Origin of the sequence: Actinomadura chokoriensis (assembly GCF_039529475.1) — a bacterium.
GTDB classification, from domain to species: Bacteria; Actinomycetota; Actinomycetes; order Streptosporangiales; family Streptosporangiaceae; genus Spirillospora; species Spirillospora bangladeshensis.
Map to the genome: position 1 here is coordinate 446,697 of NZ_BAAAMW010000005.1, position 22,095 is coordinate 468,791.

At 70.0% G+C, this 22,095-nt stretch carries 23 protein-coding genes; 19 read left to right on the top strand and 4 right to left on the bottom strand.

The window, feature by feature from the left end; all coding sequences use genetic code 11:
- The first annotated feature begins 17 nt into the window (after window positions 1-17).
- Entirely contained in the window at window positions 18-3,890 is a 3,873-nt protein-coding gene (locus ABFX46_RS15160) for a DNA-directed RNA polymerase subunit beta' (RefSeq protein WP_346042676.1), read from the top strand.
- Window positions 3,891-4,770: 880 nt separating this feature from the next.
- On the opposite strand, the gene ABFX46_RS15165 is transcribed toward ABFX46_RS15160, so the two are convergent.
- Window positions 4,771-5,049, bottom strand: coding sequence for a hypothetical protein (locus tag ABFX46_RS15165; RefSeq protein WP_346042678.1), 279 nt, complete (start codon window positions 5,047-5,049; stop codon window positions 4,771-4,773).
- Window positions 5,050-5,421: 372 nt separating this feature from the next.
- On the opposite strand from ABFX46_RS15165, the gene ABFX46_RS15170 reads away from it, so the two are divergent.
- The 4 genes from ABFX46_RS15170 to ABFX46_RS15185 all read left to right on the top strand — a co-directional run bounded on the left by ABFX46_RS15170 (window position 5,422) and on the right by ABFX46_RS15185 (window position 7,507).
- A complete protein-coding gene (locus ABFX46_RS15170; protein WP_346042679.1) occupies window positions 5,422-5,778 on the top strand; it encodes a type II toxin-antitoxin system RelE/ParE family toxin in 357 nt (118 codons plus the stop codon).
- Window positions 5,779-5,797: 19 nt separating this feature from the next.
- On the top strand, window positions 5,798-6,079 hold the full coding sequence (locus tag ABFX46_RS15175; RefSeq protein ID WP_346042681.1) for a helix-turn-helix domain-containing protein: 282 nt from the start codon (window positions 5,798-5,800) through the stop codon (window positions 6,077-6,079).
- Between the two features lie 31 nt (window positions 6,080-6,110).
- On the top strand, window positions 6,111-7,133 hold the full coding sequence (locus ABFX46_RS15180) for a DNA polymerase IV (RefSeq protein ID WP_346042682.1): 1,023 nt from the start codon (window positions 6,111-6,113) through the stop codon (window positions 7,131-7,133).
- A 140-nt stretch (window positions 7,134-7,273) separates the two neighbouring features.
- The gene (locus ABFX46_RS15185) at window positions 7,274-7,507 is read left to right on the top strand and encodes a hypothetical protein (protein ID WP_346042683.1); all 234 of its coding nucleotides are present in this window, start codon (window positions 7,274-7,276) and stop codon (window positions 7,505-7,507) included.
- Between the two features lie 100 nt (window positions 7,508-7,607).
- On the opposite strand, the gene ABFX46_RS15190 is transcribed toward ABFX46_RS15185, so the two are convergent.
- From ABFX46_RS15190 to ABFX46_RS15200, 3 genes are all read right to left on the bottom strand, one after another.
- A complete protein-coding gene (locus ABFX46_RS15190; protein WP_163054837.1) occupies window positions 7,608-8,024 on the bottom strand; it encodes a DUF7144 family membrane protein in 417 nt (138 codons plus the stop codon).
- A 202-nt stretch (window positions 8,025-8,226) separates the two neighbouring features.
- The gene (locus ABFX46_RS15195; protein WP_346042685.1) at window positions 8,227-9,432 is read right to left on the bottom strand and encodes a CU044_5270 family protein; all 1,206 of its coding nucleotides are present in this window, start codon (window positions 9,430-9,432) and stop codon (window positions 8,227-8,229) included.
- On the bottom strand, window positions 9,425-9,991 hold the full coding sequence (locus ABFX46_RS15200; protein WP_428831259.1) for an RNA polymerase sigma factor: 567 nt from the start codon (window positions 9,989-9,991) through the stop codon (window positions 9,425-9,427). Before ABFX46_RS15200 ends, ABFX46_RS15195 begins: the two co-directional genes overlap by 8 nt.
- A gap of 184 nt (window positions 9,992-10,175) precedes the next feature.
- Between ABFX46_RS15200 and ABFX46_RS15205 the strand changes: the two genes are divergently transcribed.
- The 14 genes from ABFX46_RS15205 to rpsC all read left to right on the top strand — a co-directional run.
- On the top strand, window positions 10,176-11,156 hold the full coding sequence (locus ABFX46_RS15205; protein ID WP_346042688.1) for an aldo/keto reductase: 981 nt from the start codon (window positions 10,176-10,178) through the stop codon (window positions 11,154-11,156).
- Between the two features lie 241 nt (window positions 11,157-11,397).
- On the top strand, window positions 11,398-12,903 hold the full coding sequence (locus tag ABFX46_RS15210) for a hypothetical protein (RefSeq protein WP_346042690.1): 1,506 nt from the start codon (window positions 11,398-11,400) through the stop codon (window positions 12,901-12,903).
- Between the two features lie 591 nt (window positions 12,904-13,494).
- The gene (gene rpsL / locus ABFX46_RS15215; RefSeq protein WP_089324469.1) at window positions 13,495-13,869 is read left to right on the top strand and encodes a 30S ribosomal protein S12; all 375 of its coding nucleotides are present in this window, start codon (window positions 13,495-13,497) and stop codon (window positions 13,867-13,869) included.
- Window positions 13,869-14,339 (top strand): 30S ribosomal protein S7, encoded by a 471-nt coding sequence (rpsG, locus tag ABFX46_RS15220; protein WP_021597494.1) that lies wholly within the window; start codon window positions 13,869-13,871, stop codon window positions 14,337-14,339. The genes rpsL and rpsG overlap by 1 nt, the downstream gene beginning before the upstream one ends.
- 40 nt (window positions 14,340-14,379) lie before the next feature.
- Window positions 14,380-16,491 carry an elongation factor G gene (fusA, locus tag ABFX46_RS15225; protein WP_346042692.1) on the top strand — a complete coding sequence of 704 codons (2,112 nt, stop codon included), beginning with the start codon at window positions 14,380-14,382 and terminating at the stop codon, window positions 16,489-16,491.
- An 85-nt stretch (window positions 16,492-16,576) separates the two neighbouring features.
- Window positions 16,577-17,770 (top strand): elongation factor Tu, encoded by a 1,194-nt coding sequence (gene tuf, locus ABFX46_RS15230; RefSeq protein ID WP_301173918.1) that lies wholly within the window; start codon window positions 16,577-16,579, stop codon window positions 17,768-17,770.
- 108 nt (window positions 17,771-17,878) lie between these two features.
- Entirely contained in the window at window positions 17,879-18,187 is a 309-nt protein-coding gene (gene rpsJ, locus ABFX46_RS15235) for a 30S ribosomal protein S10 (RefSeq protein ID WP_018657599.1), read from the top strand.
- Between the two features lie 14 nt (window positions 18,188-18,201).
- Entirely contained in the window at window positions 18,202-18,852 is a 651-nt protein-coding gene (gene rplC / locus ABFX46_RS15240) for a 50S ribosomal protein L3 (RefSeq protein ID WP_131942721.1), read from the top strand.
- On the top strand, window positions 18,849-19,451 hold the full coding sequence (gene rplD / locus ABFX46_RS15245) for a 50S ribosomal protein L4 (protein WP_346042696.1): 603 nt from the start codon (window positions 18,849-18,851) through the stop codon (window positions 19,449-19,451). Before rplC ends, rplD begins: the two co-directional genes overlap by 4 nt.
- Window positions 19,452-19,463: 12 nt before the next feature.
- The gene (gene rplW / locus ABFX46_RS15250; RefSeq protein WP_163056863.1) at window positions 19,464-19,763 is read left to right on the top strand and encodes a 50S ribosomal protein L23; all 300 of its coding nucleotides are present in this window, start codon (window positions 19,464-19,466) and stop codon (window positions 19,761-19,763) included.
- Window positions 19,764-19,800: 37 nt separating this feature from the next.
- Window positions 19,801-20,634 (top strand): 50S ribosomal protein L2, encoded by an 834-nt coding sequence (gene rplB, locus ABFX46_RS15255; protein WP_089324463.1) that lies wholly within the window; start codon window positions 19,801-19,803, stop codon window positions 20,632-20,634.
- A gap of 12 nt (window positions 20,635-20,646) precedes the next feature.
- A complete protein-coding gene (gene rpsS / locus ABFX46_RS15260; RefSeq protein WP_067807019.1) occupies window positions 20,647-20,928 on the top strand; it encodes a 30S ribosomal protein S19 in 282 nt (93 codons plus the stop codon).
- A 37-nt stretch (window positions 20,929-20,965) separates the two neighbouring features.
- A complete protein-coding gene (gene rplV / locus ABFX46_RS15265; protein WP_138636308.1) occupies window positions 20,966-21,349 on the top strand; it encodes a 50S ribosomal protein L22 in 384 nt (127 codons plus the stop codon).
- A partial coding sequence (gene rpsC, locus ABFX46_RS15270; RefSeq protein ID WP_346042697.1) for a 30S ribosomal protein S3 occupies window positions 21,349-22,095 on the top strand: 747 nt, incomplete at its 3' end. The genes rplV and rpsC, both read left to right, overlap by 1 nt.

The following is a 22,095-nucleotide window of genomic DNA, read 5'->3' on the forward strand; positions in this document are numbered from 1 at the left end:
ACTCAAGGGGAAAACAGTTGCTTGACGTCAACTTCTTCGACGAGCTTCGCATCGGTCTGGCGACCGCCGACGATATCCGCCAGTGGTCGCACGGCGAGGTGAAGAAGCCGGAGACGATCAACTACCGGACCCTCAAGCCGGAGAAGGACGGGCTCTTCTGCGAGAAGATCTTCGGCCCGACCCGGGACTGGGAGTGCTACTGCGGCAAGTACAAGCGCGTCCGCTTCAAGGGCATCATCTGTGAGCGCTGCGGCGTCGAGGTGACCCGCGCCAAGGTGCGGCGCGAGCGGATGGGCCACATCGAGCTGGCCGCGCCGGTCACGCACATCTGGTACTTCAAGGGCGTGCCGTCCCGCCTCGGCTACCTGCTGGACCTGGCCCCGAAGGATCTCGAGAAGATCATCTACTTCGCGGCCTACATGATCACCAGCGTGGACGCGGAGCGGCGCGACCGCGACCTGCCCACGCTGGAGGCGCACATCTCGGTGGAGCGCCAGCAGATCGAGCAGGCCCGCGACGCGCAGGTCGAGGCCCGCCAGCAGAAGCTGGAGGGCGACCTCGCGGAGCTGGAGGAGGCCGGCGCGAAGGCCGACCAGAAGCGCAAGGTGCGCGACGGCGCCGAGCGGGAGATGAAGCAGCTGCGCGACCGCGCGCAGCGCGAGCTCGACCGCCTCGACGAGGTGTGGAGCCGGTTCAAGAACCTCAAGGTCCAGGACCTGGAGGGCGACGAGCTGCTCTACCGCGAGATGCGCGACCGCTTCGGCAAGTACTTCGAGGGCGGCATGGGCGCCGCGGCCATCCAGGCGCGGCTGCAGAACTTCGACCTCGACGCCGAGGCCGAGAAGCTGCGCGACATCATCCGCACCGGCAAGGGCCAGAAGAAGGCCCGCGCCCTCAAGCGGCTGAAGGTCGTCTCGGCGTTCCTCAACACCCGCAACAGCCCGCTCGGCATGGTGCTGGACTGCATCCCGGTCATCCCGCCGGACCTGCGTCCCATGGTCCAGCTGGACGGCGGCCGCTTCGCGACCTCCGACCTGAACGACCTGTACCGCCGGGTCATCAACCGGAACAACCGGCTCAAGCGCCTGCTCGACCTCGGCGCGCCCGAGATCATCGTCAACAACGAGAAGCGGATGCTGCAGGAGGCCGTCGACGCGCTGTTCGACAACGGCCGCCGCGGCCGCCCGGTCACCGGGCCGGGCAACCGTCCGCTGAAGTCGCTGTCCGACATGCTCAAGGGCAAGCAGGGCCGGTTCCGGCAGAACCTGCTGGGCAAGCGCGTCGACTACTCCGGCCGCTCGGTCATCGTCGTCGGCCCGCAGCTGAAGCTCCACCAGTGCGGCCTGCCCAAGCAGATGGCGCTGGAGCTGTTCAAGCCGTTCGTCATGAAGCGGCTGGTCGACCTCAACCACGCGCAGAACATCAAGTCCGCCAAGCGGATGGTCGAGCGCGCGCGTCCCGTCGTGTGGGACGTCCTGGAAGAGGTCATCACCGAGCACCCGGTGCTGCTGAACCGCGCTCCGACCCTGCACCGGCTCGGCATCCAGGCGTTCGAGCCGCAGCTGGTCGAGGGCAAGGCCATCCAGATCCACCCGCTGGTCTGCACCGCGTTCAACGCGGACTTCGACGGCGACCAGATGGCGGTGCACCTGCCGCTGTCCGCCGAGGCGCAGGCCGAGGCGCGGATCCTGATGCTGTCGACGAACAACATCCTGAAGCCGTCGGACGGCAAGCCCGTCACCATGCCCACCCAGGACATGGTCATCGGCCTGTACTGGCTGACGACGCAGAAGGACGGCGCCGTCGGCGAGGGCCGCGCGTTCGGCTCGGCCGCCGAGGCGATCATGGCCTACGACCGGGGCGAGCTCGACCTGCAGGCCAAGATCCAGATCCGGCTGAAGGACATGCCGCCGCCGCGCGACTGGATCGCGCCGGAGGGGTACGAGCCCGGCCAGCCGTACCGGCTGGAGACGACGCTCGGCCGCGCCATCTTCAACGAGACGCTGCCGGACGACTTCCCGTTCGTGGACGACGAGATCGGCAAGAAGCAGCTGTCGGCGATCGTCAACGAGCTGGCGGAGACGTACCCGAAGGTCGCCGTGGCCAACGCGCTCGACGCGCTGAAGAGCACCGGCTTCCACTGGGCGACCCGGTCCGGCGTCACGATCGCGATCGACGACGTCATCACGCCGCCGAACAAGCAGGAGATCCTCGCCGGCTACGAGGCGCGCGCCGAGAAGGTGCAGCGGGAGTTCAACCGCGGCCTGATCACCGACGATGAGCGCAAGCAGGAGCTCATCGAGATCTGGAACAAGGCCACCGCGGACGTCGCGGTGGACATGGAGAAGGCGTTCCCGAAGGACAACCCGATCTGGATGATGATCCAGTCGGGCGCCCGCGGCAACCCGCTGCAGCTCCGCCAGATCGCCGGCATGCGCGGCCTGGTCTCCAACCCGAAGGGCGAGACCATCCCGCGTCCGATCAAGTCGGCGTTCCGCGAGGGCCTGTCGGTCGTCGAGTACTTCATCTCGACGCACGGCGCCCGCAAGGGCCTCGCCGACACCGCGCTGCGCACCGCCGACTCGGGTTACCTGACCCGGCGCCTGGTGGACGTCGCTCAGGACGTCATCGTCCGCGAGGAGGACTGCGGCACCGACCGCACGATCCCGTTCGAGATCGTGGAGCGGCAGTCGGACGGCAGCGTGATCAAGCTGCCGACGACGGAGACGAGCCTCACCGGCCGCACGATCGCCGAGGACGTCGTCGTCGACGGGACGGTCATCTACCCGGCCGACACCGACCTGTCGGACGCGGTCGTGACGCGCCTGTTCGAGGCCGGTGTGGAGAAGGTCCGCACCCGCAGCGCCCTGGTCTGCGAGGCCAAGATCGGCGTCTGCGCCGCCTGCTACGGCCGCTCGCTGGCCACCGGCAAGCGGGTGGACGTCGGCGAGGCCGTCGGCATCATCGCCGCGCAGTCCATCGGTGAGCCCGGCACGCAGCTGACCATGCGCACCTTCCACACCGGCGGTGTGGCCGGTGGCGACATCACGCACGGTCTGCCGCGCGTCCAGGAGCTGTTCGAGGCCCGCATCCCCAAGGGTGTGGCCCCGATCAGCGAGGTCGCCGGCCGCGTCAAGATCGACGAGACGGAGAAGGCCCGCAAGGTCGTCGTCGTCCCGGACGACGGCTCCGACGAGATCGCCTACCAGGTGCCGATGCGGTCCCGCCTGCTGGTCAAGGAGGGCCAGTCCGTGGGCGTCGGGCAGCAGCTCATCGCGGGTGCGATCAACCCGCACGAGGTGCTGCGCATCCTCGGCCCCCGCGCCGTGCAGCTCCACCTGGTCCAGGAGGTCCAGGAGGTGTACCGGTCGCAGGGCGTGTCGATCCACGACAAGCACATCGAGATCATCGTCCGCCAGATGCTGAAGCGGGTGAACATCCTCGAGTCGGGCGACACCGACCTGCTGCCGGGCGACCTGGTCGAGCGTCCGATCTTCGAGGAGACGAACCGGAACGTCGTGGCCGAGGGCGGCACGCCCGCCGCCGGCCGCCCCGTCCTGATGGGCATCACCAAGGCCTCGCTCGCGACCGAGTCGTGGCTGTCGGCGGCGTCCTTCCAGGAGACGACCCGGGTGCTCACCGAGGCCGCGATGCACGCCAAGAGCGACCCGCTGCTGGGCCTCAAGGAGAACGTCATCATCGGTAAGCTCATCCCGGCCGGTACCGGCATGCCGCAGTACCGCAACGTCCGGGTCGAGCCGACCGAGGAGGCGAAGGCGGCGGTCTACTCCGTCGGCTCCTACGACGACGGCGCCGAGTACGCCTTCGGTCAGGGCTCCGGCGAGGCCGTGCCGCTGGAGGAGTACGACTTCGGCCAGTACAACCGCTAGCGTCCCGTCCCGGGACGCCGCTCCGGCGGCGTCCCGGCTCGCGGACACCCGTGCCTGACGACACGCGGCAAGGCCCCTTCCACCCGGGAGGGGCCTTTTCGCGCGCCTGCGTCCCGAGAAGCCCTCGGCGGCACGGCCGTCCTCGAAGGCCCCGCCGAAAACGGTCGCGGCCCGCCCGGACCACCCGCAGCCGCCGTTCGTGGCCGCCGCCAATACGCCGCGTTCGATGCCCTCGTCGGCAGGGACGCTGGACGCCCCGCACCAGCCTCGGCGGGTCGTGATCCGCTTCCCGGGCGGCGAACCGGCCGTGGTCGACGGCCGGCACGTCGACGTCAGCTTCCCCGGCCCCGGTTCCACGCAGGACGACTACATGACGTGGCGCGCGAACGTCGCGTCCCTTGACCGCGCGCTGCTGATGTTCTTCCTGCTCTCCGATGTCGGCCCGGACGACGGTCCGACCCGCCTGCGCCCCGGCTCCCACCTGGACGTGGCACGCGTCCTCGAACCCGAGCGAGAGCACGGATCGCCCGGCGGGCGGACGCCGCCACCGCGCACCGGCCGACCGTCCACGCCGGGGACGTCTACCTGTGCCATCCGTTCCTGGTACGCGCCGGGCAGCCCAACACCGGGACGAGGCCGCGTTTCCCGGGGCAGCCGAGCTCACCCCGGCGCGGCAGTCGCATGCAGACGACCCCTCGCCCGTGGCGACGGCGATCAGGCGCGGACTCGGCCGGTAGCGCTGTTCGCGCCGGTACCAGGCACGACCGAGACGTGTCTCAGTGATTCCCGCCCGTCTGGACCGGTTCCTCGCGGTCGTGCCCGCTGCGCCGCCCAGGGTCGCGCGGGCGGCGGGCGATCACCGGCGGCGGTGCTCAATCGTTCAAGGATTGCGCCGCCGTGCGCGGACGATGCGCAGTGCGGCGACGGCGGTGCCCGCGGCGGACGCCGTCCACAGGGCGATCACGGCGTCCGGTACCCAGATCAGCGCCGCCCTCATGTCGTCGAGGGCGGCCAGCGCCGTGCCGGCGGCCACGGGCCCGGGGTGGGCGGCTGGAGTGACGGGTTCTTCCTCTCCAACGGCCAGGACGACGAATACCCCGATCAGGACACGGTTCCGCTGGGGGAGGCGTTCCGGATCGTCCGGCACATCGTTGCCCATGGCGTCCCACCAGAGGACGCGCCCTGGAAGGTCGACCGGTGACACGTGGGTTGTCCGACGCGGGTGCCGGCATCCCCGTGGACTGGCCGACCTCTCGGCCGTGTTCCGCACGGCGCGGCTTGGCGCGCCGTCGAGCTCGGCCCGCCCGCCGGCCGTCTGGACCAGCCGCGCGCCTCGGCGTCCCGATTCCGGACCACCGCTCGCCCACCGGCTCAGTGACGCCCCGGCTGACCAGGGGCGTCGCCTGCGCGCGGCTCATCCCGAGCCGGGTCTCCGACCGCTGTTCCTCGGGCCTGCCTCGCTCGGGGAAGAGGTGGGGATTTTCGTGAAACCCTCAGCTTGATAGCATCTGATGAATATAGCGTTCGCGCTATGAGCGGGCGATATGAGATCGAGCTGGAACCCGAGGTGCGCGCTTGGCTGGACGGTCTACCGCTGGGCCAGTATCGACATGTCATGTTCTATGCCGATTTGTTGGCCGACAATGCCGGGACGCTCGGCGAGCCGTACTCCCGGCACCTGGGAGACGGTATACGGGAGCTGAGGTTTTACCTTGGCAGGCAAGCGACACGTGTGACCTACCGGTTGGCGCCGGGTCGGCGGGTGGTACTGCTCACCGTGTTCGTCAAGACCCGTCCGAACGAGTGGGCCGAGGTGGACCGGGCCAGGCGGGCCAAGAAGCTGTGCGAGACGGAGCATGGCGCGGCGCACGAGACTTACGATCGATAGCACGAGTGGGAGACGGTCCATGGCTGGGGAGCACTCCAGGTTGGTGGTCACCGATGAGGATCGGCAGAGCGAGGAGTACCAGGCGGCCCGCTATGCCTACGAACTCGGCAAGGCGGTGAGGGAGCGGCGCCTGGAGCTGGGTTTGACGCAGGTTGAGCTTGCTCGCCGGAGTGGGATGACCCAGTCACAGCTGTCGCGGCTGGAGGCTGGAGGCGCGGAACCGACGATTCGTGTGCTCGATCGGTTGGCGAGGGCCCTTGACGCGTCCCTCTCCGTGAAGCTCGTTCCGCGCGCGGTGTGAGTGTGTTGGGGGTGGTGGGGGACAAGGGGGTGTGGCTCGTTGGGTGCTGCACGTCGATCTCGATCAGTTCATCGCGGCCGTGGAGGTGCTGCGGCGGCCTGAGCTTCGGGGGCGGCCGGTCGTCGTCGGCGGGGACGGCGATCCGGCGAAGCGCGGTGTCGTCAGCACGGCCTCGTACGAGGCGCGCGAGTACGGCGTGCACTCCGGGCTGCCGCTCCGGACGGCGGCGCGGCGCTGCCCGGACGCGGTCTTCCTGCCCGTGGACCGGGGCGCCTACGAGGCCGCATCGCGGCAGGTGATGGACGCGCTGCGGAGTCTGGGCGTGGTGGTCGAGGTCCTCGGCTGGGACGAGGCGTTCCTGGCCGTCGACGGCGACGATCCGGAGGCCGTGGCGCGGGAGGCCCGCGACCGGGTGCGCGCGGCGACCGGGCTCGAATGCACGGTGGGCATCGGGCAGAACAAGCTCCAGGCGAAGCTGGCGACCGGCTTCGGGAAGCCCGCCGGGGTCTTCCGCCTCACCGCGGACACGTGGTTCGAGATGCTCGGCGACCGGCCGACCGATGCGCTGTGGGGCATCGGCGCGAAGACCGCCAAGCGGCTCAGGGGTCTCGGCATCGCCACGGTCGCCGACCTCGCGGCGGCCGACCCGGACGTCCTCGCCGGGGAGGTCGGCCCCGCGACCGGGCCGTGGCTGGTCCGTCTGGCCCAGGGGCGGGACGGGTCGCCGGTGAGCGACGCGCCCCATGTCCCGCGGTCGTGCGGCCGGGAGACCACCTTCCAGCATGATCTGGACGATTGGGACGACGTCCGCCGCGAAGTGTCCCGCCTGGCGCGGCGGGTCGCCGGCGATGTCGCCGAGGACGGCAGGGACGTCGTCCGGGTCGTCGTCAAGGTCCGGTACGCGCCGTTCATCACGCAGACCCATGGCCGGACGCTGGAGGCGCCGACGGCCGAGCCGCACCGGATCGAGCAGGCCGCACTCGCCGCGCTCACCGCGTTCACGGGGCGGCGGCCGGTGCGGCTGCTGGGCGTCCGCGCCGAGTTCGCGCGCTGATCCGGGAGGGCCGCACAGCTGACCTGCGGTCAAACGTCGTTTTTTACCTCTTTGTCTGGTTTTGTGGTCTTGGGGGCCGGGGATGAAGGCACCCGTTGCCAGATGTACGCGACGGGGGAGAAGAGCAGATGAAGAGGGTCATGACCGGGGCACTGATCGCCGCCGTCGTCGGTGTCGGGGGAGTGGGGGGCGGCGCGGCCGTCGCCCAGGCGTCCCCGGACCAGAGCGCGCGCCAGGACTGCCGCACCTACTCCAGCGTCACCGAGTGCGGCCGGCCGAAGCTCAGCGAGAAGCAGCAGGCGTGTGTGAACGCGGCCGTCCAGCAGGGCATGACCGAGCGCCGCGCCACCGTGGAGTGCCACGCGTTCGCCTGAGCCCGCCGCGCATACCGCGCGCACTCGGCGCGCATGGCGAAGGGGCCCGTCCATCCCGGACGGGCCCCTTCGGTGTGCCGGACGCCCCGGCGGCGCCCGGTCAGCCGGCCTTCGCGCCCGGCGGCGGCGCGGTGAGCGCGTAGATCAGCAGGACGCACAGCGCGATCGTCAGCACCGACCAGAGCGGGAAGGCGAGCAGGAACGCCAGATGCCCGATGGCGGCGACGACGGCGAAGAAGACCCCGGTCGCGCGAGCCCACATCTTCCCCGACAGGATCGCCGCGCCGACCGCGATCTGGACGATTCCCATGATCAGCCAGATCCAGCCCCACGTCGTGTAGTCGAAGACGAGAATCTGGTTCTGGCCGACGAGGTAGTAGTCGTCCCTGAACAGTCCCACCAGGCCGTCGATGACGTTGAACGCCCCGATCACCAGGGCGAGCGTGCCGGCGAAGGCGAGCCACCCCGAGGTCCGGTGCCGCTCCCGTGCCATGGGCGATGCGGTCTTGGTCGTCATGTGATCCCCCTCCCGGTCGGCCGTACGGCGCTGCCGACCTGGTGATCGGAGGGTGCCCTCCCGGATGGAGGGCGCAAACCGTGATCAACCGGCTCTTAACGGCACCTTTGCGGATATCTGGGGCATTCAAGAGGGCCCGCCCCGCTCGGACGGGACGGGCCCTCGACGGTGAGAATCAGCCGGGGGAATCAGCCGGGGCGAATCAGTTCGCCGGGGGGTTCGCGTCGGTCCATTCGGCGACCTCGAACGCCTGGTACGCGACCATTTCGCCGGGCTTGTGGAAGCGGTCGGGCATGTTCCTCGCCTTCAGGGAGCGTGGCTTGCCGTCGTCCCCCGGAGGGAGCGGCCGGCTGCCGTGCGGCGGCGTCACCACCAGGTCGCGGATCGCCAGCAGGGAACCGGCGTCCGGGGCGACGATGAACTGGCGCCGGTAGGTGCCGAGCTGCCTCGGAGCGGTGAACAGCCCGAGCGGCGCGGTCGTCTTCAGCGGCAGCGAGACCGCCATCCCGGGCCGGCCGAGCGGATCGGTCGTCGGGCCCTCGGCCCTGACGCCGGGCAGGTCCGCCAGCAGCCGGAACACCGCCGCGCGCACCGCCGGCGGCGCGGGCGCGGTGGACAGCAGGGTTCCGGCCACCTCGCTCAGCGCCCGGGTCCGCTCCTGCCCCCGCAAGGCGCGGATCGGCTCCTCCTTCTCACCGTCCTTGGAGACGGCGTGCCAGTGGCCCTTGAGACCGAGCAGGGCCTTCTCCAGCGCCTTCGCGTCCGTGGGCAGCTCGGCGATCCGCGCCGCCGTCATGCCGAAGTACCGGTCGTCGGACGGCATCCAGTGGTGCCCGGTGCCGTCCTGCGGCGACATGTCCAGGATGACCGTGCCGTCCGGCCCTTCGGGGTTCGGGATGTCGATCTCCGCGGGCGAGCCCGCCGCCTCCCACTTCGCCCTGTCCCGGGCGGTGAGCGGGACGTCGGTGAAGTCGAGGTGCGAGACGCGTCCCTTCCCGTCCCGGCCGATCCACGCCTCGCTTCCCTGACGGGAGTCGACCCGGTAGTGGTTCGCGGCGCTCTTGCCGACCGCGTAGACGTCGCCCATGACGGTCTTGGTGTGCCAGTACCGCCCGGCGGGCGCCTTCTGCGCGTTGGTCGCGGCCACCAGCAGCGCGTTGCCGGGAGTGATGGCCGTGGTCCCGTGCGGAGCGGGGGGCGCGTCCCCTCCCGGCTGCAGGACGACGGCGGTGACCGCCCCGGCGGCGACGGCCGTGGTCGCCGCGACCGCGATCACCGGCATCCGCAGACCGCGCCGGGAACGCTCCCGGGGGCCGTGCCGCCAGTCGGTGCGCAGGGCGAGGCGCTCCGGGCCCTCCTCCTCGGCCAGCGCCGTCCGCATGCCCCGCAGCGCGTCGATCTCATCCATGGGTCTCCTCCTCGGGCAGGGCCTTGCGGAGCTTCCTCCGGGCCCGGTGGATCTTGGCCTTGACGGTGCCGAGCGGAAGGTCGAGCGCCGCCGCGATCTCGGCGTAGGACAGCTCCGCCCACGCCAGCAGCAGGACGGCGTGGCGCTCCTGCGCGTTCAGCGACGCGAGCGCCTTCGCGAGCCCCGGACCGAGCGCGGCGGCCGACGCGCGGTCGCTCGCGGTGTCGGCGACGCCGTCCTCGGCGGGGTCGGTCCCCGTCCGGGCGAACGCCCGGTACATGCGGCTCTCCTGGCGGTGGTGGCGGGCGATCAGGTTGGCGGCGATGCCCCACAGCCAGGCCCCGAACTCCCGGCGCCCGTCGAACCTCGCCCGCTGCCGGAACGCCGTCGCGAACGCCTCCGACACCAGGTCGTCGGCGAGCGCCGGGCCGAGGCGCCGCTTGATGTAGGCGTGCAGCTTCGGCGCGTGGCGGCGGAAGAGCTCGCCGAACGCCTCGGGGTCGTCCAGCGACGCGGCGACGATCCGGGAATCGTCCAGCTCGCTCTCGGCACGGCTCACCGCGTGCATGTGCGTGTCTTCATGGAGTGCTTCTCCGGGGGCAGAGGATGCTGACACCCTCCTCTATCCCGAAGCCCGCCCTCCGGTTGCGGCCGCTGTGCCGGGGCCGGAGCGGAAGTCGTCCGGCGGGGGTGGTGATACGCGGGGCGGCGCGGCACCGTGGAGGGGTTGAGAGGAGTTGCCCATGCAACAGGTACGGCTCGGCACCACCGGACTGAAGGTTTCGCGGATCTGCCTCGGGATGATGAGCTACGGCGACCCCGCGGTGCGGAAATGGGCGCTGGACGAGGAGGCGGCCGAGCCGATCGTCCGGCGCGCCGTCGAGGGCGGCGTCACGTTCTTCGACACCGCCGACGTGTACTCGCTGGGAGTGAGCGAGGAGATCACCGGGCGCCTTCTCCCGAAGCTCTTCGCCCGGCGCGACGACTACGTCCTGGCGACCAAGGTCTGCCTGCCGATGGGGGACGGCCCCAACGACAAGGGGCTGTCGCGCAAGCACATCCTGGCGGGCATCGACGATTCGCTACGGCGGCTCGGCACCGACTATGTCGACCTCTACCAGATCCACCGCTGGGACTACGGGACGCCCATCGAGGAGACCATGGAGGCCCTGCACGACGTGGTGAGGTCGGGCAAGGCCCGCTACATCGGGGCGTCCAGCATGTACGCGTGGCAGTTCGCCAAGGCCCAGCACACCGCCGAGAAGCACGGCTGGACGAAGTTCGTCTCGATGCAGAACCACTACAACCTCCTCTATAGGGAAGAGGAGCGCGAGATGAACCCGCTCTGCGCCGACCTAGGGGTGGGCCTCATCCCGTGGAGCCCCCTGGCGCGCGGCATGCTCGCCGGGAACCGGGAGCGGGGCGGTGAGCGCAAGACCGTCCGGTCCCAGAACGACGCTTTCGGCGACGGCCTCTACACCGACGACGACTTCGACGTCGTCGACGCCGTGCGCGAGGTCGCGGGCGAGCGCGGCGTGTCGGCGGCGCAGGTGGCGCTCGCGTGGCTGCTCGGCCGTCCCGGGGTGACCGCGCCGATCGTGGGAGCGACGAAACTCACGCACATGGACGACGCGATCGCCGCCGAGGGCCTGGAGTTGGACGACAAGGAGGTCGCGCGACTGGAGGCCCCGTACCGTCCGCACGCGGTCCTCGGGCACTCCTGACGGGGCGATGGGCGCGGACGCCCCCGTTCGGAACGTACGGGCGATGTCCGGCGTCTATCAGGGGGTGGTGATTTGCGATCCCCCGGGCGATCGGGGCAGGCTGTGGACGAGAACGCCCACGCTTGGCAGGACCGCCACGTGGTGACAAGGGTGAAGGTCCGGAGGCGGCGTTATGCGCCGCGCGCCTCCGGGCTTCCGGGACTGAGGAGCCCCGGGACGACGGCGCTGAAGGAGCCCGACGATGACCGAGAACGACGGTACGCAGGGACCGCAGCGGCCGTTGCCGGAGGACGAGGGGCAGCCCGGCCCGGTGGAGGGCCAGGAGCCCCCCGCGCGGCCGCTGGGCGACCGCACCGTGGTGTTCGGGGCTCCGCAGCTCGGCGGCCAGGCCGGCCAGGCCGGCCCGGCGGGCGCGCAGCCGCCCGAGCCGCGCGAGGACGAGCGGCCCGCGCCGCCCCCGGCCCCGCCCGCGGCGCCGCCCACGATGGTCGAGCAGCCGATGCGGCAGTTCGGCGAGCAGCCCCCGCCCCCGCCGCCCTACGGCGGCCCGCAGGAGCAGCCGCAGTACGGGCAGCCGCAGCCCGGCTACGGCCAGCCGCCCGCGCCGGGCGGGTTCACGCCTCCGCAGGACCCGCAGCAGTACGTTCCGCCCGGGGAGCAGCAGCAGTACGGCCAGCCCCAGCCCGGCTACGGCCAGCCGCAGTACGGCCAGCAGCCGCCGCAGTCCGGGTACCCGCAGCAGCCGATGCACGGCGCGCCCCAGGAGCAGTACGGGCAGCAGCCGCCCCAGTACGGCGGACAGCAGCCCGGCGCGTTCGCGCCGCCCCCGTCCGGTGAGCAGGCCCCGCAGCAGCAGGACCCGCAGGACGCCGTCGGCGACCGCACCGTGATCGTCCCCGGTCCCGGTGCCGGCGCGCCCGAGCCCGAGCAGCCGCAGCGGCCCGCGATCGACGACCAGGCGACGCTGCACTGGTCGCCGGGCACCGACGTGCCGGTCGCCACCGGCCCCGAGCGCCGGCAGGACCCGCCGGCCGAGCCGTGGCAGGCGCCGACGCCGCCGTCCACGCCCGAGCCGTGGACGCCCGAGGCGCCCCAGCAGGGCCAGTCGCAGCAGGGCCAGGCCGACCACGAGCGGACCATGATGGTGCCGCCGCCCGAGTCGGGCTTCGGCGCCGGGTCGCACTCGTCCGGTCCCTCGCCCTCGGTGGACGACCTGTACGGCCCGCCCGCCGAGAGCGGTGTCGAGGACGCCCGTGCGACCGAGGCGTTCGACCCGTCCCAGGGCCGGCACGCCGCCGAGACGCCCGCCGCGGCCGACAGCACCCGGCTCGACATCGGCCAGCAGCAGTGGGGCCAGCAGCAGCCGCAGGCTCCGCAGCAGCAGTACGGCCAGCAGCAGGGCTACGGCCAGCAGCCCGCTGAGCAGCAGCGCGGGTTCGGCCAGCCGGAGCAGTACGGCCAGCCGTACCAGCAGCAGGCCTACGGCCAGTACGACCAGCAGGGTCAGTACGACCAGCAGGGCCAGCAGGGCCAGCAGGGCCAGGGCCAGCAGTACGGCCAGCAGCCCTACGGCCAGCCCGGCCAGTACGGTCAGCAGGGCCAGCCCGCCCAGTACGGCGGCCAGCAGCCCGGCTACGGAACCGGCTCCGAAGAGGGCAAGGGCGGCAAGAACATGCTCTGGCTCGTCATCGGCGGCGTCGCCGTGGTCGTGATCCTCGTGGTCGTCGTGGTGGCCTTCCTGATGTAAAGAGGCCCGCCCGCTCACCGCGGCCCGGTTCTTCGTGAACCGGGCCGCGGCCGTCCTCGCCCGGCCCGGCGGAAGCCGGCCGTGGCGGGGCAGGGTGTAAAAGTTGGTCTACATCTTCCCTAGCAGCGGGGATGTGGGACACAATGCCGAGGGGTGTCCCTTCCGGAGCCCTGGGCCCGGGGCCGGGAACATCCTTCGGCGTCCGGCCGTTCACCACTGCGGGGAGAAGGCTCCCCACCGCTCCGCGGTTTGCGCCGCAGGGGGCGCGCACGGTAATGCGCTCCCTGTTTTGCACTTTGCCGTGCGGGTCGGTAATCTCTTCACTTGCGCCCGCTCTGCGGGCCACTGTGCGTGTGCGTCGGCGAGGCCGGTTGGCCAGCCCCAGCGCCGCATCTACTCCCCGGCTTGATTCGGCCCTGAGACGGGCCGGGCGGTCTGTGTCGGTTTCGCGCGGTTGTATTTCCGTGGGGTGACGACACGCCCGACCGCGGGGGTCGGAGAGGTCGGGAAACCGGCAGGTCACAGCCTCGCCTGAGGTGGTGATTGCAGCAATAGGACTTACCGGCTCGGTACGAGGAAGACGGAGACGCGGTGCCCACGATCCAGCAGCTGGTCCGAAAGGGCCGCCAGGACAAGGTGACCAAGAACAAGACGCCCGCGCTCAAGGGCAGCCCCCAGCGCCGGGGAGTCTGCACGCGCGTCTACACGACGACGCCCAAGAAGCCGAACTCCGCGCTTCGCAAGGTCGCCCGTGTCCGGCTGACCAGCGGGATCGAGGTCACGGCCTACATCCCCGGCGTCGGTCACAACCTGCAGGAGCACTCGATCGTGCTCGTGCGCGGCGGCCGTGTGAAGGACCTCCCGGGTGTTCGGTACAAGATCATCCGCGGTGCGCTCGACACCCAGGGCGTGCGGAACCGCAAGCAAGGGCGCAGCCACTACGGCGCGAAGAAGGAGAAGAGCTGATGCCGCGCAAGGGCCCTGCTGGCAAGCGCCAGCTGATCGCTGACCCGGTGTACAACTCGCCGCTGGTCACCGCGCTCATCAACAAGATTCTCCTGGACGGCAAGCGCTCGATCGCGCAGAGCATCGTCTACGACGCCCTCGAGGGCGCCCGCGAGAAGACCGGCAACGACCCGGTCGTCACGCTGAAGCGCGCGCTCGACAACGTGAAGCCGACCCTGGAGGTCCGCAGCCGCCGTGTCGGTGGCGCGACCTACCAGGTCCCCGTCGAGGTGCGGCCGGCCCGCAGCACCACGCTCGCCCTGCGCTGGCTGGTGGTGTACGCCCGGCAGCGCCGCGAGAAGACCATGACCGAGCGGCTGATGAACGAGCTGCTCGACGCCAGCAACGGCCTTGGCGCGTCTGTCAAGAAGCGCGAGGACACGCACAAGATGGCGGAGTCCAACAAGGCCTTCGCCCACTACCGCTGGTAACCCCGGCGAACTGCAACGACGAGACGACGCGAGGACGACAGTGGCTACCAAAACCGGTGTGGACCTGGCCAAGGTCCGCAACATCGGGATCATGGCCCATATCGACGCGGGCAAGACCACGACGACCGAGCGCATCCTCTACTACACGGGGATGAGCTACAAGATCGGTGAGACCCACGAAGGCTCCGCCACCATGGACTGGATGGAGCAGGAGCAGGAACGGGGCATCACGATCACGTCGGCGGCCACGACCTGCCACTGGGCCGTGGACGAGACCGATCACACGATCAACATCATCGACACCCCCGGGCACGTCGACTTCACCGTCGAGGTGGAGCGCAATCTCCGGGTGCTGGACGGTGCGGTCGCGGTGTTCGACGGCGTCGCGGGCGTGGAGCCCCAGTCCGAGACGGTGTGGCGCCAGGCCGACCGCTACGACGTGCCCCGCATGTGCTTCGTCAACAAGATGGACCGGGTCGGCGCGGAGTTCCACCGCTGCGTCGACATGATCGAGAACCGGCTGAACGCGACGCCGCTCGCGCTGCAGCTCCCGATCGGCGCCGAGGCCGACTTCAAGGGCGTCATCGACCTGGTCAACATGAAGGCCCTCGTCTGGAACGAGGAGGCCAAGCTCGGCGAGATGTACGACACGCTCGACATCCCCGAGTCGCACGCCGACACGGCCCGCGAATGGCGCGACAAGCTCGTCGAGACGCTCGCCGAGAACGACGACGAGATCATGGAGCTGTACCTGGAGGGCGAGGAGCCCACCGTCGAGCAGCTCCACGCCGGCATCCGCCGGGCGACGGTCGGCGCGAAGCTCACCCCGGTCATGTGCGGGACGGCCTTCAAGAACAAGGGCGTCCAGCCGCTGCTGGACGGCATCGTCCGCTACCTGCCCTCCCCGCTGGACGTCGAGGCCATCGAGGGCCACGCCGTCCGCGACGAGGAGAAGGTGCTCAAGCGGCTGCCGAGCGAGGACGAGCCGTTCTCCGCGCTCGCCTTCAAGATCGCCAGCGACCCGCACCTGGGCAAGCTGACGTTCGTGCGCATCTACTCCGGCGTGCTGGAGTCGGGCACGGCCGTCATGAACTCGGTGAAGGAGCGCAAGGAGCGCATCGGCAAGATCTACCGGATGCACGCCAACAAGCGCACCGAGATCGAGCGCGCGGGCGCCGGCGACATCGTCGCGGTGATGGGCCTCAAGCAGACCACCACCGGTGAGACGCTGTCCGACGACAAGGATCCGATCGTCCTGGAGTCGATGAACTTCCCGGCGCCGGTCATCCACGTCGCGATCGAGCCGAAGACCAAGGCCGACCAGCAGAAGCTGGGCACCGCGATCCAGCGGCTGGCCGAGGAGGACCCGTCCTTCCAGGTCCGCACCGAGGAGGACACCGGCCAGACCGTGATCTCCGGCATGGGCGAGCTCCACCTGGAGATCCTCGTCGACCGGATGAAGCGCGAGTTCAAGGTCGAGGCCAACGTCGGCAAGCCGCAGGTCGCCTACCGGGAGACGATCACCCGCAAGGTCGAGAAGGTCGAGTACACCCACAAGAAGCAGACGGGTGGCTCCGGCCAGTTCGGCCGCGTGATCATCGACCTGGAGCCGCTCGGCGGCGGGTCCGACGGCTACGAGTTCGAGAACAAGGTCACCGGCGGCCGCATCCCCCGGGAGTACATCCCGTCGGTGGACGCGGGCTGCCAGGAGGCCGCCGACTTCGGTGTCCTGGCCGGCTACCCGATGGTGGGGGTCAAGGTCACCCTGCGGGACGGCGCCTACCACGAGGTCGACTCGTCGGAGATGGCGTTCAAGGTCGCCGGTTCCATGGCGTTCAAGGAGGCCGCCCGCAAGGCGTCCCCCACGCTGCTGGAGCCGATGATGGCGGTCGAGGTCACCACGCCCGAGGACAACATGGGCGACGTGATCGGCGACCTCAACAGCCGCCGCGGTCAGGTCCAGTCCATGGACGAGCGGAACGGCATGCGCGTCATCAAGGCGCTGGTGCCGCTGTCGGAGATGTTCGGCTACGTGGGTGATCTGCGCAGCAAGACCCAGGGCCGGGCTGTTTTCACGATGCAGTTCGACTCCTACGCCGAGGTTCCCGCGAACGTGGCGCAGGAGATCATCGCCAAGGCGCGGGGCGAATAAGCACCCGGGCCTGCCCACACAGATCACCAGGACGTACATCGAAGCGGTCGTCTAGACGGCCGAGGATCGCAACAAGGAGCAACCAGTGGCGAAGGCCAAGTTCGAGCGGACGAAGCCGCACGTGAACATCGGCACCATTGGACACATCGACCACGGTAAGACCACGCTTACCGCGGCGATCACCAAGGTGCTCCACGACAAGTACCCGGACCTCAACCCCTTCACGCCGTTCGAGGACATCGACAAGGCGCCGGAGGAGCGCGAGCGCGGCATCACGATCTCGATCTCGCACGTCGAGTACCAGACCGAGGCCCGCCACTACGCGCACGTCGACTGCCCGGGTCACGCCGACTACATCAAGAACATGATCACCGGTGCGGCGCAGATGGACGGCGCCATCCTGGTGGTCGCCGCCACCGACGGCCCGATGCCGCAGACCAAGGAGCACGTGCTCCTGGCCCGCCAGGTCGGCGTCCCCTACATCGTCGTCGCGCTGAACAAGTGCGACATGGTGGACGACGAGGAGATCCTGGAGCTCGTCGAGCTCGAGGTCCGCGAGCTGCTCTCCGAGTACGAGTTCCCGGGCGACGACGTCCCGGTCATCCGCGTCTCCGCCTACCAGGCGCTGCAGGGCGACGAGAAGTGGGCCGAGTCCATCGTCGAGCTCATGACCGCCGTCGACGAGAACGTGCCGGAGCCGGTGCGCGACACCGACAAGCCGTTCCTGATGCCGATCGAGGACGTCTTCTCGATCACCGGCCGCGGCACCGTCGTGACCGGCCGCATCGAGCGCGGTGTCGTCAACGTCAACGAGACCGTCGACATCATCGGCATCAAGCCGGAGTCCACCTCGACGACCGTCACCGGTGTCGAGATGTTCCGCAAGCTGCTCGACCAGGGCCAGGCGGGCGACAACGTCGGCCTGCTCCTGCGCGGCATCAAGCGCGAGGACGTCGAGCGCGGCCAGTGCGTCATCAAGCCGGGCACGAACACCCCGCACACCGAGTTCGAGGCGCAGGTCTACATCCTGTCCAAGGACGAGGGCGGCCGCCACACGCCGTTCTTCAACAACTACCGTCCGCAGTTCTACTTCCGGACCACGGACGTCACCGGCGTGGTGAACCTCCCCGAGGGCACCGAGATGGTCATGCCGGGCGACAACACCGAGATGCGCGTCGAGCTGATCCAGCCCGTCGCCATGGAGGAGGGCCTGAAGTTCGCCATCCGCGAGGGTGGCCGGACGGTCGGCGCCGGTCGCGTCACCAAGGTCATCAAGTAAGACCACTCGTTGCGCGGCGGCCCGGCCGCTGGGGCACCCCGAGCCGGGCCGCCGCGTCACGACCATGAAGTAAACAGCGGCACTACAGCAAAGGACACCGAGGCCACCATGGCGGGACAGAAGATCCGCATCCGGCTCAAGGCCTACGACCACGAGGTCATCGACACCTCCGCGAAGAAGATCGTTGAGACGGTGACGCGGACGGGCGCCAAGGTCGCGGGCCCGGTGCCGCTGCCGACCGAGAAGAACGTGTACTGCGTCATCCGCTCGCCGCACAAGTACAAGGACAGCCGCGAGCACTTCGAGATGCGCACGCACAAGCGGTTGATCGACATCATCGACCCGACGCCCAAGACGGTCGACTCGCTGATGCGGCTCGACCTTCCGGCCGGCGTTGACATCGAGATCAAGCTCTGAGGGACGCACCGAGAATGAGTACGCAGAGGAAGGGCGTCCTGGGCGAGAAGCTCGGCATGACCCAGGTCTTCGACGATGAGGGCCGGATCGTTCCGGTGACCGTCGTCCAGGCCGGGCCGTGTGTCGTGACCCAGCTCAAGAGCCAGGAGAAGGACGGCTACAGCGCCGTCCAGATCGGGTTCGGGCAGATCGACCCGCGCAAGGTGAACAAGCCGCGCACGGGTCACTTCGAGAAGGCCGGCGTGACGCCGCGCCGCTACCTCGTCGAACTGCGGGCGGACGACACCACCGGGTACGAACTCGGCCAGGAGATCACCGCCGACGTCTTCGAGGCCGGCCAGAAGATCGACGTCACCGGTACGAGCAAGGGCAAGGGCACCGCCGGTGTCATGAAGCGCCACGGGTTCAAGGGCCTCAGCGCTTCGCACGGCACGCAGCGCAAGCACCGCTCGCCGGGCTCGATCGGCGGCTGCGCGACCCCCGGTCGCGTCTTCAAGGGCCTCCGCATGGCGGGACGGCACGGCAACGCCCGTACCACCGTGCAGAACCTGACCGTCCACGCCATCGACGCGGAGAAGAACCTGCTGCTCATCAAGGGCGCGGTTCCCGGTCCCAACGGCGGCGTGGTGCTGGTCCGCGACGCAGTGAAGGGGACGGGCAAGTGACCTCCAAGCTCGACATCGACCTGCCCGCCGAGGTCTTCGACGCGAAGACCAGCGTGCCGCTGATCCACCAGGTCGTGGTGGCGCAGCTGGCCGCGGCGCGCCAGGGCACGCACTCGGCCAAGACCCGCGGCGAGGTTCGCGGCGGCGGCAAGAAGCCGTACCGGCAGAAGGGCACCGGCCGCGCCCGCCAGGGCTCGATCCGCGCGCCCCAGTTCGCCGGCGGCGGCACCGTGCACGGCCCGCAGCCGCGGGACTACGCGCAGAAGACGCCCAAGAAGATGAAGGCTGCCGCGCTCCGCGGCGCCCTGTCCGACCGCGCCCGCTACGGCCGGGTGCACGTCGTCGACAGCCTCATCGAGGGCGACACCCCGAAGACGAAGACGGCGCTGAAGGCGCTGCGCGAGGTCACCGAGGCCACCCGCGTCCTCCTGGTCCTGGACCGCGAGGACGAGCTGACCTGGAAGAGCCTGCGCAACGAGCCGAGCGTGCACGTGCTCGTCTCCGACCAGCTCAACACCTACGACGTGCTGGTGAACGACGACGTCGTCTTCACGAAGACGGCGTACGACGAGTTCATCTCGCGCGCGGCGAAGAAGTAAGGAGGGTCGCACATGAACAAGATCGCCGACCCCCGCGACGTCATCATCGCGCCGGTCGTCTCGGAGAAGAGCTACGGGCTGCTGGACGAGAACAAGTACACGTTCATCGTCCGCCCGGACGCCAACAAGACGCAGATCAAGCAGGCCGTCGAGTCGGTGTTCGGCGTCAAGGTGACGAACGTGAACACGCTCAACCGCCAGGGCAAGCGCAAGCGCACCCGGTTCGGCTACGGCAAGCGCAAGGACACCAAGCGCGCCATCGTCAGCCTGGCCGAGGGCGAGCGGATCGACATCTTCGGCGGCCCGGCCTAGGCCGGCGCCGGAGCAGATTAAGGGATGAACGAAAAAGATGGGCATCCGTAACTACAAGCCGACGACTCCGGGGCGTCGCGGCTCCAGCGTGGCCGACTTCGTCGAGATCACGCGCGACGAGCCGGAGAAGTCGCTGCTGCGTCCGCTCCCCAAGAAGGGCGGCCGCAACAACCACGGCCGCATCACGACCCGGCACCAGGGCGGCGGGCACAAGCGCGCCTACCGCCTGATCGACTTCCGCCGGCACGACAAGGACGGCGTGCCGGCCAAGGTCGCGCACATCGAGTACGACCCGAACCGCACCGCGCGGATCGCGCTGCTGCACTACGTGGACGGCGAGAAGCGCTACATCCTCGCCCCGCGCGGCCTCAAGCAGGGCGACCGGGTGGAGAACGGGCCGGGCGCGGACATCAAGCCGGGCAACTGCCTGCCGCTGCGCAACATCCCGACCGGTACGGTCGTGCACGCCATCGAGCTCCGCCCCGGCGGCGGCGCCAAGATCGCCCGCAGCGCGGGCGCCGGCGTCCAGCTGCTGGCCAAGGAGGGCAAGTACGCCACGCTGCGCATGCCCTCGGGCGAGATGCGGATGGTGGACGTGCGCTGCCGCGCGACGGTCGGCGAGGTCGGCAACGCCGAGCAGTCGAACATCAACTGGGGCAAGGCCGGCCGGATGCGGTGGAAGGGCAAGCGCCCGACCGTCCGCGGTGTCGCCATGAACCCGATCGACCACCCGCACGGTGGTGGTGAGGGCAAGACCTCCGGTGGCCGCCACCCGGTGAACCCCGCCGGTAAGAAGGAAGGCCGCACTCGCCAGGCGAACAAGTCGAGCGACCGGCTGATCGTCCGTCGTCGCAGCAAGAAGAAGCGGTAGGAGTCGCTCGTCATGCCACGTAGCCTTAAGAAGGGCCCGTTCGTGGACGACCACCTGATGAAGAAGGTGGACGTCCAGAACGAGAAGGGCACCAAGAACGTCATCAAGACGTGGTCGCGGCGCTCCATGATCGTGCCGGACATGATCGGTCACACGATCGCCGTGCACGACGGCCGCAAGCACGTGCCGGTGTTCATCACCGACGCCATGGTGGGACACAAGCTCGGCGAGTTCGCGCCGACGCGCACGTTCCGCAGCCACGTCAAGGAAGACCGCCGCAGCCGCCGAGGCTGAGCAGGCAGAGCAGTAGATCGTACGGAGAGGAACAGCGATGGAAGCCAGGGCCCAGGCGCGGTACATCCGCGTCACGCCCAGGAAGGCCCGCCGCGTGGTGGACCTCATCCGCGGCCTGCCTGCCGCGGAGGCTCAGGCGGTGCTGCGGTTCGCCCCCCAGGCTGCGAGTGAGCCGGTGGGCAAGGTGCTGGCGAGTGCCATCGCCAACGCCGAGCACAACTTCAAGCTCGACTCGGACACGCTCGTCGTGAGCCGTGCGTGGGTGGACGAGGGGCCGACGCTCAAGCGTTTCCGCCCCCGCGCCCAGGGCCGGGCTTACCGCATCAACAAGCGCACGAGCCACATCACGGTGGTCGTGGAGTCGCGGGACGACGCGGTTTCCGCGTCGGGCGGCGGTAAGAAGACGAGGAGGGCCCGGTAGTGGGTCAGAAGATCAACCCGCACGGGTTCCGGCTCGGCATCACCACCGACCACAAGTCCGTGTGGTTCGCCGACAAGCTCTACAAGGACTACGTCAAGGAAGACGTCCAGATCCGGCGCATGCTGCAGAAGGGCATGGACCGGGCGGGCATCTCCAAGGTGGAGATCGAGCGGACCCGTGACCGTGTCGAGGTCAACATCCACACCGCCCGGCCGGGCATCGTCATCGGCCGGCGCGGCGCGGAGGCCGAGCGCCTGCGCGGCGACCTGGAGAAGCTGACCGGCAAGCAGGTCCGGCTGAACATCCTCGAGGTGAAGAACCCCGAGATCGACGCGCAGCTCGTCGCGCAGGGCGTGGCCGAGCAGCTGTCCAGCCGGGTCGCGTTCCGCCGCGCCATGCGCAAGGCGATCCAGTCCGCGATGAAGTCCGGCGCCAAGGGCATCAAGGTCCAGTGCGGCGGCCGCCTCGGCGGCGCTGAGATGTCGCGGTCGGAGTTCTACCGCGAGGGCCAGGTCCCGCTGCACACGCTGCGCGCCGACATCGACTACGGCTTCTACGAGGCCCGGACGACGTTCGGCCGCATCGGCGTCAAGGTGTGGATCTACAAGGGCGAGGCCGCGGCGACGCGCGCCGAGCGGGAGCAGAAGGCCGCGCAGCAGCGCGCCGCGGGCGGCGGCGGTGGCCGTGAGCGCCGCCGCGGCGGCGGCGAGCACCGCGGCGGCGGTCGCGGCGGCGGTGGCGGCCGC

What these genes read in the sequence shown, in the direction of transcription:
- ABFX46_RS15165 (WP_346042678.1), bottom strand. Translation starts at nt 5,049, where the DNA reads ATGGGCAACGATGTGCCGGACGATCCGGAACGCCTCCCCCAGCGGAAC.
- rplW (WP_163056863.1), top strand. Translation starts at nt 19,464, where the DNA reads ATGAACAAGATCGCCGACCCCCGCGACGTCATCATCGCGCCGGTCGTC.
- ABFX46_RS15170 (WP_346042679.1), top strand. Translation starts at nt 5,422, where the DNA reads ATGAGCGGGCGATATGAGATCGAGCTGGAACCCGAGGTGCGCGCTTGG.
- rplC (WP_131942721.1), top strand. Translation starts at nt 18,202, where the DNA reads ATGAGTACGCAGAGGAAGGGCGTCCTGGGCGAGAAGCTCGGCATGACC.
- rplV (WP_138636308.1), top strand. Translation starts at nt 20,966, where the DNA reads ATGGAAGCCAGGGCCCAGGCGCGGTACATCCGCGTCACGCCCAGGAAG.
- ABFX46_RS15185 (WP_346042683.1), top strand. Translation starts at nt 7,274, where the DNA reads ATGACCGGGGCACTGATCGCCGCCGTCGTCGGTGTCGGGGGAGTGGGG.
- ABFX46_RS15195 (WP_346042685.1), bottom strand. Translation starts at nt 9,432, where the DNA reads ATGGATGAGATCGACGCGCTGCGGGGCATGCGGACGGCGCTGGCCGAG.
- ABFX46_RS15175 (WP_346042681.1), top strand. Translation starts at nt 5,798, where the DNA reads ATGGCTGGGGAGCACTCCAGGTTGGTGGTCACCGATGAGGATCGGCAG.
- rpsG (WP_021597494.1), top strand. Translation starts at nt 13,869, where the DNA reads ATGCCGCGCAAGGGCCCTGCTGGCAAGCGCCAGCTGATCGCTGACCCG.
- ABFX46_RS15190 (WP_163054837.1), bottom strand. Translation starts at nt 8,024, where the DNA reads ATGACGACCAAGACCGCATCGCCCATGGCACGGGAGCGGCACCGGACC.
- rplB (WP_089324463.1), top strand. Translation starts at nt 19,801, where the DNA reads ATGGGCATCCGTAACTACAAGCCGACGACTCCGGGGCGTCGCGGCTCC.
- rpsJ (WP_018657599.1), top strand. Translation starts at nt 17,879, where the DNA reads ATGGCGGGACAGAAGATCCGCATCCGGCTCAAGGCCTACGACCACGAG.
- ABFX46_RS15210 (WP_346042690.1), top strand. Translation starts at nt 11,398, where the DNA reads ATGACCGAGAACGACGGTACGCAGGGACCGCAGCGGCCGTTGCCGGAG.
- ABFX46_RS15205 (WP_346042688.1), top strand. Translation starts at nt 10,176, where the DNA reads ATGCAACAGGTACGGCTCGGCACCACCGGACTGAAGGTTTCGCGGATC.
- rpsS (WP_067807019.1), top strand. Translation starts at nt 20,647, where the DNA reads ATGCCACGTAGCCTTAAGAAGGGCCCGTTCGTGGACGACCACCTGATG.